The following is a 13,495-nucleotide window of genomic DNA, read 5'->3' as shown; positions in this document are numbered from 1 at the left end:
GGTGCGCCCTCATTCAAGCGGCCTGTCGCATCGCAGCTCCATATGGCCCTCACCCGCCGGGGTGGGTGTGCCGCTGCGCTCATGAAACGCGCCCTGAGCCACCAGGCGATCACCCTGGGTCGAGAGGAGCGGACCCTCCGCTGGCGCGTCAAAGCCGTTCACCCATTCGCCGTTTGCGCCATTGCGGATCGCGACCCAGACCGGGCCCGTCTCATCACCCGCAGCGTTCAGTGAGCGGACTTCCACGATCTGAAAGGCGCGCGGGCCCATATCGACCATGCTGCCGCCAATCCGCAGGCCGCCGCCATCGGGCGTCTGAGCGCTGGCGCCGAACTGGACATTGCCATTATTGACCTCACAGCGGTCAACGCTGAGTTCATGGACCTGACCGGCGAGGCTGAGCCGTCCCTGCATGACGGCGAGCGACGCGCCCGTCTCGCCAGCGGGTGAAGTCTCGCTGGTCTCGATCTCAGAGCTTGGCGGGGTCGGTGCGGGAGCGCCGTTATCTGCGGGCGCGTCAGGGCTGAAGCGCGGCGGCCCCGCCCTTACGTCCGGTGCGGCCGGGGTGTCCGTCCCTTGCGTTTCAACGGGGGGTTCGGGCCAGGCCAGGCTGGCGGCGCTAGCGTCCAGCTCCGCCTCCACGACGTTGAACCCATCGCTAGAGACCAGGCGGAAAAGAGGGTCCTCGCCGGTGGGCAGCGCTTCGCGACGGATCGTGGCCGAGGTGTCTGTCGTGCGCAGCACGACAGGGCGCCATACCGCCTCGGGTCCGCTGCGGTAGAGGACATAATGGTGTAAGGCGTCGCTATCTGAATCAGAGGCTGCCCAGTCCAGCTGCACGGTCTGGTCATCCACTTCGCTGATCTCGAAGGCCTCCATGACCGGCGTGGATGAAGAGCGCGTACGGGTGGTCAGCACTGTGTCGCCGCGACGGATTTCAAGGCGGTCGGGTGCTTCGGCGGCGGTCAGGGCGATCCGGTACGGGCCGTCAGTCTCTTGCAACAGGACCGTGCCGAAGGATTGGCGCGCCAGCTCGGATCCGTCCGCTGTGTACGCGATCGCCGTGAAATCGCCGTCTGGCGCACTGCCCGCCGGCATGGACCCGGTTTCCGCCATGCGACTGATACTGGCGACGGTTCCGTTCGCTTCGATGGCGCCCGCCAGGATGAAAACGCGCTCGGCCGGGGACCGGTCCGCCTCGGCTGACGGGGTTTGCGCACCCCCTGATTTGGTCCCCCCGCGAGGCGCATTGCGCGACAGGACAGGTTCGGAAAACCGTTCGATCAGAGCCGCATACTGGTCCGGATGGATGAAGTGCTCCGCCTTCGTGCCGGCACAGGGAAACATCAGGCTGCGCATGATCGAGGCATGTTCGGCATTGCCGTACACGCTCGATTTCGTGGCGCCGCCCGTTCCGTTCAGCGCCAGTCGGTATCCGTCGATGCCGTTGACCTGTTCGTGGCTGGGGCTGTTGCAGACCATTGAGCGACCGACCGTGGTCTCCACATAGGGCAGGTGTTCCAGACCCAGCCCGTGTCCGAATTCATGGGTCAGGGCGGGTGTGTCCGCGGCGCGCGCAATCGTGACGATCTCCACCATCGGGTTGAGCCCCAGCGAATAGATGCGGTCCTCGTCGCGTCCCTCATCGGACCAGAGATCGAACCAGCTGTTCTCGCCCTCTGATCCCAGATCATACCAGCCGCGCAGGGAGCTGCCGCCCGACATCACGCTGGGCGGGAAGAAGACCACCGTCTGGTCCGGCCCGTTGATGAGGGGGACGCGATCATAGATTTCCAGCATCAGCCGGATACGCGCATTCTCATCGCCGGCGAGCAGGGCGTCGCCATAGGTCTCCTGCCAGGCCTCGGAGGGGACGTAATCGCCGGCATAATGACCACTGACCCCTGTGACGGGGAAGGATTGCGTTGCGTAGACCTCGCTGCTGCGCACGGTCCGGCGGGCAATCTCCCGGCCCTCCTCGGGCATGCGATGCGCCCATTCGCCGACCCGGGCGAGGAAGTAGTCAAAACTGAAATGGCGTTGCAGCGGGCTCCAGTCCACATCCTGCGCGTCACGCTCTTCTTCATAGGGAACGCCACAGGCGTCGACCGGTTCTATGACGCCGGTGACGCGACCGGTTTGCTGATAGGCGGGAGACCAGCCGAACAGATTGACCGTGTTGCGGCCGGTCCGCTCCTCCGCCTGCGTGGCCATGTCGCGATGGGGCGCGAAGACGTTCTCACGGACTGCGTAAAGCGCGCTGCCCGTATCGCCTTCGGCCCAGGCGTTGACCGGGATGTCTTCCACCAGCCAGTCCTCATGCACATCAACAGGCGGCTCCCATTCCACGTAGAGACGCGAGGCTGTCGTCTTGTTGGCGATCAAAGGGGCGTCGCGCACGACCTGATAGACTTCGGTCTCCACTTCGATGTCGTCGGGCAAGGTGGCAAAGCGTGAGCTGAAGGGCAGCGCCAGACGGGCCCCGTCCCGGCCTTCGGGGCCCTGTTCGCCCCCGTCCATCCGCAAGCGATGCCAGGCGCCGTCGGGCAGGGCGCTTACTGGTTCGATCAGCAGGCGGTCGCGATCGACCCGCACCCGCGTATCGATGCGCCGGATATCGCCGCCATAGGCGCGATACTCGATCCAGACCGTCTCTGAACCAATGCTGGCGGGGTCAAGGATGCGGTCAAACACCAGTTCGAATCGGGCGCCATCGGGATCAACATTGCGGGCGTTATCGCCCGGCGCTTCGGCAACCACGCGCAGGATTTCCGTGCGCGCTCCGCCCCGTGCGGTCACAGCGGTCGGGGTGTGCGTCATGCGCGCCATGCGCCCGCCATTGGGCGCCTCGAACCGTCCCTCGATCGCCAGATGGCCGGATCGTTCGCGTGTCTCCACCCGCTCATCGCCTCGGATCGCGCCGTCCGGGGCATGGGTCAGAGCGAATACTTCAGTGGTGACGCGGGCCGTCCCCTCCAGGGCAATCCGGCCATAAACGGCGCCGTCGGTGATCGCTTCAATATGCACTTCGCCTTCAAGCCGCCCCGAGACGCGCTCGGTCTGACCTTCAAAGGCCTGGGCCTCGCCGGCGGCCGCCTGACGGGCCAGTTCGCTGCGATTGCCGGACGACCGCGACAGCATCGTGTCGATCTCACGCAGCAGGGTCTGGCTCTGGGCATCCCGGCCAGACTGGCCGTTTTGCGGGACATAGGCGTGATAGCGCCCCTGCCATCGCGAATAGAAACCGCCCCCCGTTGGCACAGTGTCGCCGATCTCGCGCGTCTCCGTATCGGGGGCGAAGGCCACGGCCTCATAGGTTTCGCCAGGCGTCAGTGCGTCGGCCGATGTGCCGGGCAACTGGATCACCAGGGCGCTGCCGGCGTTCGGCATCCAGCCTGTCGCGCCATCATGCTCAAGGCCGCGCGGCGGCAGGAGGCCGCCATTATCAAAGCCCCAGGCGGTCGGGCTGTAGATCTCCAGAACCACATCGCGGTCTTGGCCGCTCTCGCCCAGCAAGGCGCCGAGGGCGCCGCTCGTTCCGTCTTGCCCCATGCCGGTGGCCCGGCGCAGCGCTTCAATGCGCGACCGCCTGTCGCCCTCGCGGGCTGCGTCCTGGAGTTGTTCGCGCAAGGCCTCGGCGCGTTGCGTCGCTTGCTGAACCGCGTCCTCACGATCCATCTGGCCTGACATCAGCAGGGCTTCCGCCGTCAATTGGCTCACAGGCGAGGCGCAGGCCGCGCCCCGGTCATTGATGAGGCCGGTCAGGCTCAGCGTGGCGCCGCCGGGAAATGTGGCGCCGGATTGGACAATGCGATCGGGGTCACGCCAGAGCCCGGCCGGGATGTCATCACTCATCGCCGCGCGCATGGCGTCTGGCGAGCAGTGCGCGATCGCAGGCGTTTCGATGGGTTCGCATTGCTGGGGCGCTGATTGCGCCAGCGCGGATCCCGCCAGCATCATCCCGGCGACGGATCCCGCAAGACACAGATTCAACACTTCTTTGCGCTGTCCCATAGCAACTCCCCCCATGTGTGGCTGATGAAGACCTGGCAAGCCGCAAACCTAACAAGGCGCATACATTCTCACAACCGAAGTGAGGGTTCTGGTCCGCATACAGAAAAGCCCGCCAGAGACTGGCGGGCTTTTTTGATCGGCTGAATCTGGGGCTCAGGCGGCTTTCTTGAGCGCCTTCTTGGCCTTTTTCAGCTTGGCCTCCTGGTTCTCGATCTTCTTCTTGCGGGTTTTGATTTCCGCTTTGAGTTCCTTGACTTTCTTGGACGCCATTACGGGTCTCCTTTCCGAAAAAGCGCGCTTTCGGGTCATGCGTCGGCCTTGGGGGCATGCTTTTTGACAAACCCCTTCATGAACTGGCGAATTTCCCTGGCGGCGCTGGTATCCAGCGTGTCGCACAGCGCTATGAACTGGTCCCGTTCCTCCTTGTGGAGCCGGATGACGAGCTGGCTGTCCTTCTTCTTCTTGGTCTTTTTCTCATCGGACATGAGCGGCCTCCGTTCAGAGCTGCGCAACGGCTATACAATGTATATACATTTCAGGATCTGTCCACGGGTCGTCCCAGATTCAAGAAGCGGACAGGCCCTGATGCTTGGTGCGGCGACCGGAGACGCGCTTGCGCCACAGGCGAAAACTGGACGGGCGCAACTCGCGCCGCATCAGGGCGATGACCTCAGACTCACACAGGCCCAGACCCTGCTCGATGGCGTCAAAGCTGACATCATCGGCCCATGCCATTTCAATGACTTCGCTGATCCGCGCCGGGGTCATCGCGCACCTCCTCATTTGGAGGCGAACTAGGCCGATAAAGCCTCAATCAAAGCCGGACGCCTGCTCAGTCGGACGATTTGAACAGAGGGTGCTTGCGCATGATCCGGTTAAAGCGCTCCGAGCCCAGATGGCCGGCCAGCCAGCGCTGGAGGTTCGGCCAGGGCTGGGCGTCGAACCAGTCGCGATCCGTGTTGGCGAACTGGCGAATGAACGGGAAAAGCGCGATGTCCGCCAGGCAGGGCGCGTCGCCCAGAAGCTGGGATGAGCACGACAGGCGCTCTTCCAGGTACGCAAGATGGTGGACCGCCGCCTCGCGGTGTTCGCTGGACACGGCGCCGTCATAACGCGTCGCGTATTTATAGCGATCGAGATGATGCTTGAACGGCCCGTCATTGGCCGTGATGAGCGTGTCAATCTCCGCCCTGTCCTCGGGATTGGGCCATAGCCAGCCTTCCGGATCATTCTGATCGAGCGCCCAGAGCATGACGTCGAGGCTTTCCTCAAGCACGCGTCCGTCGGGCAGGACGACGACCGGCACGGTTCCCTTGGGGGAGGCCGCCAGCATTTCATCGGGCTTGTCCTTGAGCAGGATCTCGCGGTGCTCCACCTCGATCCCGGCGACATCCAGCGCCATGCGTCCGCGCATCGCATAGGGGCAACGGCGGAACGAATAGAGGATGGGGCGCGCCTCAGTCATCGGGCGAGGGCTGGGGTTCGAGCCGGGCGCCCACATGACGCTCGCCGCGCGCCGCAGCCGCCGCTTCCTGTCGCTGGCGTTCCGCATAGCGCTGGCGCTGGTCCTCTGACCGGGCGTCGTGGCAATGCGGACAGCTGACGCCGGGGGTGAAGGCGTCCGATTTGAGGTCTTCGGGGCCGAGCGGTTCGCGGCAGGCGTGGCAGGTCGTGTAATCGCCTTCCTTCAGCCCGTGACCGACAGCGACCCGGCGATCAAAGACGAAGCAATCGCCTTCCCAGAGACTTTCGTTCTCAGGCACGGTCTCGAGATATTTCAGGATGCCGCCCTTGAGGTGATAGACCTCGTCCAGGCCTTCGGTCAGGGCAAAGGCCGTGGACTTCTCGCAGCGAATGCCGCCCGTGCAATACATGGCGATACGCGCATTGGGGCGGGTTTCCCGGAACTTGCGGAACCAGTCGGGAAATTCGCGAAAGCTCGTGGTCTGCGGATCGACCGCGCCCTTGAACTGGCCGATCCGCACTTCATAGGCGTTCCGGGTGTCGATGGTGACCACGTCGGGCGAGGTGATCAGGTCATTCCAGTCTTCTGGGTCCACATAGGCGCCCACGGCCCGGGTCGGGTCCACGCCGTCCACGCCCAGGGTCACGATTTCCTTCTTAAGGCGCACCTTGAGACGCAGGAAGGGCTGTTCGCTGGCGTAGGAATCCTTGTGTTCGATATCCGCGCAGCCAGGCAGGGCGCGGATCGTGTCCAGCACCGCCTCGATGCCATCCGGCGACCCGGCGATCGTCCCGTTGATGCCCTCTGAAGCGATCAGCAGCGTGCCCATGACGTCATTGGCCTGACAGGCGTCCAGAAGGTGCGCCTGCAGGGCCTTGTCGGCCTGCAGCGGCGTGAACTTGTAAAGGGCGGCGACGCGGAACTGGGACATGGCTGTCTTATGCCAAAAGCTGGCCCTCAAGTGTACTGGGGGAAAGCAGGCCGGATTCTGGAAATTCAGAGTACGAAAGTTTCACACAAGAACGGCTGGCTAAAACTCGTTTCGGTTCGAACGATAAATGTGGCGCAGGGCGCCATGATGCGAGGTTCTGGAAACGCTCGGAAGGTGTTGTTTTTGAACAACATACTTCTGCAAGTCACTGTAATAAAAGTGTTAAGAGGAAACAATATGCGTTCAGCCAGGGATTTTGGTGCACCGCAAAAGTTTTGTGGCGAAAGCATGACTGGCCACGGGCGAATGGTTTGTTTACATCGGAATAATCATAATCAATTGGAGAGCGCTTCAAGATGAGTCTCAAGAAACGAGTTCTCGCCAGCACCATGTTGTCCGCCGCCATGGGCGTTGCGATGGGCGGTGCAGCAATGGCGCAGGTTGACCGCATTGTGGTCACCGCCACCAAGACCGAACAGGATTCCCAGGACATTCCGGTCGCCGTCTCCGCGATTGGCGCCAATGATCTGGAAGAGCTCGATGTGGACGTGTTCGCCGACTATCTGGTCCAGCTGCCGGGCGTGACCGCCGGCGGCAGCGGCCCGGGTCAGAACACCATCTACATCCGCGGCATCGCCTCGACCACGCCGAACCTGACCACCGCCGGTGTGGCGGGTCTGGCTCCGAACGTGGCCTTCTATCTGGACGAACAGCCGCTCGCACAGCCGGGTCGTAACCTTGACGTTTACGCCGTCGACCTTGAGCGCGTGGAGGTCCTGCCGGGGCCGCAAGGCACGCTCTTCGGCGCGTCCTCGCAGGCCGGCACCGTGCGGATGATCACCAACAAGCCGGTTCTGGGCGTGTATGAAGCCGCCGCGAACTTCGGCCTGTCCTTCACCGAGGGCGGTGAGGAAAGCTATTCCACCGATGTCATGGTCAACCTGCCGGTCAGCGAAGATTTCGCGCTGCGCCTGGTGGGCTTCTGGGATCAGCAGGGCGGTTACATCGATAACGTCCAGGGCACCGTCAACACGTCTGAGTCCGCACGCTTCCGCCCCGCCGGCACCGTGCGTTCGAACGGCGTGCCGGTGAACGCGAACCGCGGCGGCTTCCAGGCCGGCGCCGATCTGTCCGCCGTCACCTTCATCGACGCTGACAACTCCGCCCTGGTCGAAGATGATTTCAACGACACGACCTATTCGGGCTTCCGCCTGACCGGCCGTTACGAGTTCAACGCCGACTGGCGCCTGACCGTTTCTGGCATGAGCCAGCAGCTCGACACCGACGGCGTGTTCTTCCAGGACCCTGATCTGGAAGACTATGACGTCAGCCGCTACAGCGACGAATATCTCGAAGACGATTTCGTCAACGCCGCCTGGACCCTTGAAGGTCGCGTGGCGATGCTGGACGTGGTCTACACCGGCGCGTTCACCGATCGCGATTCCGAGCAGGTCATCGATTACACCGAATACATGTTCGTGGGTCAGTACTTCCCGTACTACACCTGCGAAGGCTCTGTGACCTATCCGGGTTCCGCCGCGCCGTCGGGCACCTGCTACAGCCCGCAGTCGATCGTGGACTCCACGACCAACACCACGGTTGAAAGCCACGAGCTGCGCTTCAACACCCCGCAGTCCGAGCGCTTCCGCGTGACGGCTGGCGGCTTCTACTCCAAGACGGAGATCGAAGAGCGCAACGACTTCACCTATTACGGAATGATCGAGGCGGATCCGTTTGGTCCGTTCGCGCCGAACTTCCCGTTCCAGACGGGCTTCACCTCTGATCCGGGTCCGTTCCCGGAGGGCGTGATCTTCCGCAACGACGTCAAGCGCACCGACGAACAGCTCGGTCTGTTCGGCGAGGCCAGCTACGACCTCGTGCCGGGTGTGTTCTCCGTGACGGCGGGCGCCCGCTATTACGACATCGAAGTGGATCTGGCCGGCAGCGCGAACGCCTCGTTCTGCAACTCGGGCGGCACCGACGCCAATGCGTTCGGCACCGACATCTCCGATCTTTACAACGGCGATGGCCAGTACACCTTCCGCGGCACCTGCGACACCAGCCGCCACATCACCTATAACGACAGCCAGTCCATCGCAGACATCCTGGCGATCGACCCGGCGCTCAGCGCGGCTCAGGCCCAGCAGATCTTCAACGCGGCGCGTGCGCCTGACGTTGCGGCCACCGACGGCATGATCTTCAAGCTGACCGGCACCTGGACCCCGACCGCGAACACGCTGTTCTACGCGACCTATTCGGAAGGCTTCCGTCCGGGTCTGCTGAACCGTCCGGGCGGCGCTCCGGGACCGAACGGCTACACCGTTCCGTTTGCGATCGATTCCGACGAACTCACCAACTATGAGCTTGGCTGGAAACTGGACCTGTTCGAAGACCAGCTGCGCTTTAACGGCAACGCGTTCTTCGTGGAGCTGGAAGACCTGCAGACCACGATCTTCGACCCGTCGATCGTGAACCTGTTCTTCTCTGATAACGCCGCCGACGCCGAGATCATGGGCATCGAGGGCGATGTCACCTGGGCGCCGGCTGATGTGCCGGGCCTGACCATGTCCGGCGCGTTCTCGGTGCTTGATTCCGAGATCACCGAAGTTCTGACCCCGACCGACGATGTGGTTGCGGGCGAGGAGCTGGCCTACGCGCCGAACCTGCAGCTCAATGCGCGTGCGCGTTATGAGTGGCAGCTGGAAAACACCTGGACCGCCCACGTGCAAGGTCAGGTGATCTATTCCAGCGACAGCCGGTCGGACATCATCGAGATCAACGCAGCCGAGGTCGACAGCTATGCGACTCTGGGCCTGCGCACCGGTCTCACCTCGGAAAACTGGAGCGCGGAGTTCTACGTGGACAACGTGACCAACGAGAACGCCGAGCTGGCCAACAACTACATCAATGACCGTGAACGCGTCACCGTGATGCGTCCGCGGACGTATGGAATTCGCTTCGGCATTTCCTACTAAGCTGAAACGCCCGGCCTTTTTCAGGCCGGGCGTCTTCACGATTGCGGCGCTCCATTTAACATGGGGCGCCGGTTCGTGTTTTATGGAGACGTGATGTCCGCTGACGATACCCAGAACAAGGCTCTCCGCGAGGCGGAGTCGCATATGCGGTCAGGCGCTTTTGATCAGGCGCTTCAAGCTCTTGAGCCGGCCCTTGCGAGCGAGCCGGATCTGGTGGATGCGCTTTACATGCGCGCCGTCTGTCAGCGTTATCTCAAACAGACACAGGCTGCGCGCGAAACGCTCGACCATCTTCTGCGCGTCGCCCCGGAGTTTGGTCGCGGCTTGCAGGAAGACGGACACTTCTTCCGCGATGCCGGCGACATGGACCGCGCGCTCGCCAGTTATCGCGCCGCCGTGCGCGCCAATCCCGCGCTGCACGCCGCCTGGAGCACCCAGGCCCAGATCCTCGCCGCACAGGGACGCGCCGACGAGGCGCGCATGGCCCAGGCGCAGGCTGAACAGATCAAGGCGCTGCCGCCCGCCCTGCAGGCGGCCATGAACCATCTGCACGAGAACCGCCTTTTGAAGGCGGAAAATCTCTGCCGCTCCTGGCTGACCAAGCACCCCAAGGACGTTGCGGGCATGCGGCTTCTCGCCGAGATCGGCTCGCGGCTCGGAGTTCTGGAAGACGCGGAGTTCCTGCTGGAAAGCGCGGTCACGTTCGAGCCGGACAATGCCGACCTGCGCGTGGATTACATCCGCATTTTGCGCAAGCGTCAGAAATTTGAAAAAGCGCTTGAGGAAGCCCAGGCGCTTTATGATCGCGATCCCAAGAACCCGGTCTTTTTGTCCCAGCTCGCCATCGAGCGGATGCAGACCGGCGATTATGAACGCGCCGTAGAGCTATTTGACGCTGTGCTCGGCCATGCGCCGGGCGATCCGGCGACCCTGACCTCGCGCGGGCATGCGCTGAAGACCTGGGGGCGGTCTGAAGACGCCATCGCCTCCTATGAAGCGGCCTGCAAGCAGGACCCCGCCCATGGCGACGCCTGGTACGGGCTGGCCAATCTGAAGACCTATCGCTTCGATGCGCAGGCGCGCGCCGCCATGCTGGCTGAAGATGCGCGCCCGGGACAGAATCTTCAGACCCGGATCAATCTCAATTTCGCGCTGGGCAAGGCGTTCGAGGATGAAGGCGATTTCGCCGCCGCGTTTGAACACTATCGCACGGGCAATGCGCTGAAGACGCGCCAGACGCGCTATACGACCGATCAGATCGAGCGCGAGTTTGACGCCCAGAAGAAATACTGCACGGCCGAGCTGTTCACCGATGCCGCGCCGAAGGGCGATCCCGCCCCGGACCCGATCTTCATTGTGGGGCTGCCGCGCGCCGGCTCGACCCTGCTCGAGCAGATCCTGGCGTCGCACAGCCAGGTGGACGGCACGCTGGAGCTGCCCAACATCATCTCGATCAGCCATTCCCTGAGAGGGCGCCAGCGCGCCAGCGACAAGACCCGCTATCCGCGCATCCTCTCAGAGCTGGACGCCGAAACGCTGGACAAGCTGGGGCGGCGCTATCTGGAAGAAACCGCGATCCATCGCAAGGGCGCGCCCCTCTTCACAGACAAGATGCCGAACAATTTCCGCCATATCGGTCTGATCAAGAAAATTCTGCCCAACGCGAAGATCATCGATGCGCGCCGTCATCCCATGGCGTGCTGCGTGTCCGGCTTCAAACAGCTGTTTGCCGAAGGCCAGGAGTTCACCTACGGCCTTGAGGAAATCGGCGCCTATTATCGCGGGTATGTCGAACTGATGGATCACTGGGATGCGGTCATCCCGGGCCAGATCCTGCGCGTTATCCACGAGGATGTGGTGAGTGATCTGGAAGGCCAGGTCCGCCGTATCCTTGACTATTGCGGGCTGGAGTTCGAACCCGGATGCGTCGAGTTCCACAAGACCAAGCGCGAAGTGCGCACCGCCAGCTCCGAGCAGGTGCGCCAGCCCATCAACACCAAGGGGCTCGAGCAGTGGAAGGCGTATGACGCCTGGCTCGACCCGCTTCGAGAGGCGCTCGGCCCCGTACTCGACGACTGGCGCCGTGACGCCAAGCTCGACATCGCCGCCTGCTCATAACGAGAGGACCACCCCATGAAGAAGTTTGAACCCGCCGTCTTCATACCGGCCGCCATCCTGATTTTTGCGGGGGTGGCCTACGCGGTTCTGGCGGGGGATCAGGCTGAAGCCGTCTTCATGAATTTGCGTGTGATGATCACCGAGAAGGCGGGCTGGCTGTATTCGGTCGGCGTCGGGGTGTTCCTCGTGGCCGCAATCTTCGTGGCCTTGTCGGACTGGGGACAGATCAAGCTGGGTCCGGATGATTCCGAGCCCGAATACGGCTTTCTGGGCTGGTTCGCCATGCTGTTCTCCGCAGGCATGGGCATTGGCCTGATGTTCTTTGCGGTCGCAGAGCCGCTGACCCACTATCTCGCAGCGCCCATGGGCGATCCCGAAACGGTCGAGGCCGCCGAACAGGCCATGGTCCTGACCTTCTTCCACTGGGGCATCCACGCCTGGGCGATTTACGCCGTCGTGGGCCTGAGCCTGGCCTATTTCGCCTTCCGTCATAACCTGCCCCTGACCATCCGTTCGGCGCTCTATCCGCTCATTGGCGACCGCATCTATGGCCCGATCGGCCATCTGGTCGACGTCATTGCGATCCTGGGCACCCTGTTCGGCGTGGCCACCTCGCTGGGCTATGGCGTGAACCAGATCAATGCCGGCCTGAACACACTCTTCGGCCTGCCGATCTCGCCGGGCGTGCAGGTGGTCCTGATCACCATCATCACGGCGCTCGCCACCACATCGGTGCTGGCCGGGCTGGACGCCGGCATCAAGCGCCTGAGCGAATGGAATCTGTTCCTCGCGATCGGCCTGATGCTGTTTGTCTTCATCGCCGGACCGTCGCTCTTCCTGATCGGCGCCTATGTCCAGAATATCGGCGATTATATCGACCAGCTGGCTGTCATGACCTTCAATGTGGACGCCTATGGCGATGGCGTCTGGGTCAATGACTGGACCTTGTTCTACTGGGGCTGGTGGATTTCCTGGTCGCCGTTCGTGGGCATGTTCATCGCCCGCATCTCGCGCGGCCGCACCATCCGCGAATTCATTTTCGGCGTCCTGTTCGGGCCGACCCTGTTCACCTTCCTGTGGATGACGATCTACGGCAATTCCGCGCTGCTGCAGGCGGTGAACGGCATGGCCGATCCGATCCTCCAGCTGGTCAGCGACGGGGATACGCCGCTGGTCCTGTTCGCCTTCCTCGACACCTTGCCCTTCAGCGCCATTACCTCGGTGCTGGCGATCTTGCTGGTGACGACCTTCTTCGTGACGTCTTCGGATTCCGGCTCGCTGGTGAAAGCGACCCTGGCTTCGGGCGGTTCGCTGACGCCGCCGCTCTGGCAGCGCTTCTTCTGGGCGGTGCTGGAAGGCGTCGTGGCCGCCGTCCTGCTTCTGACGGGTGGTCTGGCCGCGCTGCAATCGGCGACGATCGCCGCGGCGCTGCCCTTCACCCTGGTGATCTTCCTGGCCTTTATCGGTCTGCTGCGGGCCTGGTCCATGGAAACCGCCCGGCGCGCCGGCGCGCGTGCGGCGCCCCAGCTGCCGGTCGAAGGCGCGGCCGTGCCCTGGCGAACCCGTCTGAAGCTGATGTTCTCCACGCCCAAGCCTGATGATGTGCGCGAATGGATGAACACCGATGTACGGGCGGCCTTCACCGACATCATTCCGGAAATGGACAAGCAGGGCCTGACCTCGCACATCGAGACCGATGAGGATGAGGACCAGATCTGGCTTGTCATCGATCATGGCGGCCAGCCCAATTTCATCTATGGGATTGAGCTGAAGAGCTATGAGGAGACCGCGATCCCGGGCTCCAGCGTCAGCCAGCAGAACTCACGCGGTGAGGTGTTCCTGGCCGAGGGCGGACAGCACTATTGCATCTTCGGCTATTCCAAGACGCAGGTGATCCGCGACGTGATCCGCCATTACGAGCGTCACCGCCAGTGGATCCACCATCTGGTGAATGTGAACTAGCTTTCGCCAATTGGCTCTGGCGCCTGTCCC

The 13,495-nt window shown here is 63.1% G+C and carries 8 protein-coding genes; 3 read left to right on the top strand and 5 right to left on the bottom strand.

Going from position 1 to position 13,495, the window contains the following annotated elements:
- Positions 1–9: 9 nt before the first annotated feature.
- The 5 genes from RBA95_RS00350 to RBA95_RS00330 all read right to left on the bottom strand — a co-directional run bounded on the left by RBA95_RS00350 (position 10) and on the right by RBA95_RS00330 (position 6,410).
- A complete protein-coding gene (locus RBA95_RS00350) occupies positions 10–4,014 on the bottom strand; it encodes a hypothetical protein (protein WP_306014783.1) in 4,005 nt (1,334 codons plus the stop codon).
- 305 nt (positions 4,015–4,319) lie between these two features.
- On the bottom strand, positions 4,320–4,499 hold the full coding sequence (locus tag RBA95_RS00345) for a hypothetical protein (protein ID WP_306014782.1): 180 nt from the start codon (positions 4,497–4,499) through the stop codon (positions 4,320–4,322).
- Positions 4,500–4,578: 79 nt separating this feature from the next.
- The gene (locus RBA95_RS00340; RefSeq protein WP_306014781.1) at positions 4,579–4,782 is read right to left on the bottom strand and encodes a TIGR03643 family protein; all 204 of its coding nucleotides are present in this window, start codon (positions 4,780–4,782) and stop codon (positions 4,579–4,581) included.
- A gap of 64 nt (positions 4,783–4,846) precedes the next feature.
- Entirely contained in the window at positions 4,847–5,479 is a 633-nt protein-coding gene (locus tag RBA95_RS00335; protein WP_306014780.1) for a glutathione S-transferase, read from the bottom strand.
- The gene (locus RBA95_RS00330) at positions 5,472–6,410 is read right to left on the bottom strand and encodes a rhodanese-related sulfurtransferase (RefSeq protein ID WP_306014779.1); all 939 of its coding nucleotides are present in this window, start codon (positions 6,408–6,410) and stop codon (positions 5,472–5,474) included. The genes RBA95_RS00335 and RBA95_RS00330 overlap by 8 nt, the downstream gene beginning before the upstream one ends.
- 356 nt (positions 6,411–6,766) lie before the next feature.
- Between RBA95_RS00330 and RBA95_RS00325 the strand changes: the two genes are divergently transcribed.
- The 3 genes from RBA95_RS00325 (at position 6,767) to RBA95_RS00315 (ending at position 13,465) form a co-directional block, all read left to right on the top strand.
- Entirely contained in the window at positions 6,767–9,385 is a 2,619-nt protein-coding gene (locus RBA95_RS00325; protein ID WP_306014778.1) for a TonB-dependent receptor, read from the top strand.
- Between the two features lie 93 nt (positions 9,386–9,478).
- Positions 9,479–11,503 (top strand): tetratricopeptide repeat-containing sulfotransferase family protein, encoded by a 2,025-nt coding sequence (locus RBA95_RS00320; protein WP_306014777.1) that lies wholly within the window; start codon positions 9,479–9,481, stop codon positions 11,501–11,503.
- Positions 11,504–11,518: 15 nt separating this feature from the next.
- Positions 11,519–13,465 (top strand): BCCT family transporter, encoded by a 1,947-nt coding sequence (locus RBA95_RS00315; protein WP_306014776.1) that lies wholly within the window; start codon positions 11,519–11,521, stop codon positions 13,463–13,465.
- The last annotated feature ends 30 nt before the right edge of the window (positions 13,466–13,495 follow it).

Origin of the sequence: Oceanicaulis sp. MMSF_3324 (assembly GCF_030733545.1) — a bacterium.
Taxonomy (GTDB): Bacteria; Pseudomonadota; Alphaproteobacteria; order Caulobacterales; family Maricaulaceae; genus Oceanicaulis.
The sequence above is the reverse complement of the archived record's forward strand: the minus strand, read 5'-3'. Positions and strand labels throughout refer to the sequence as shown.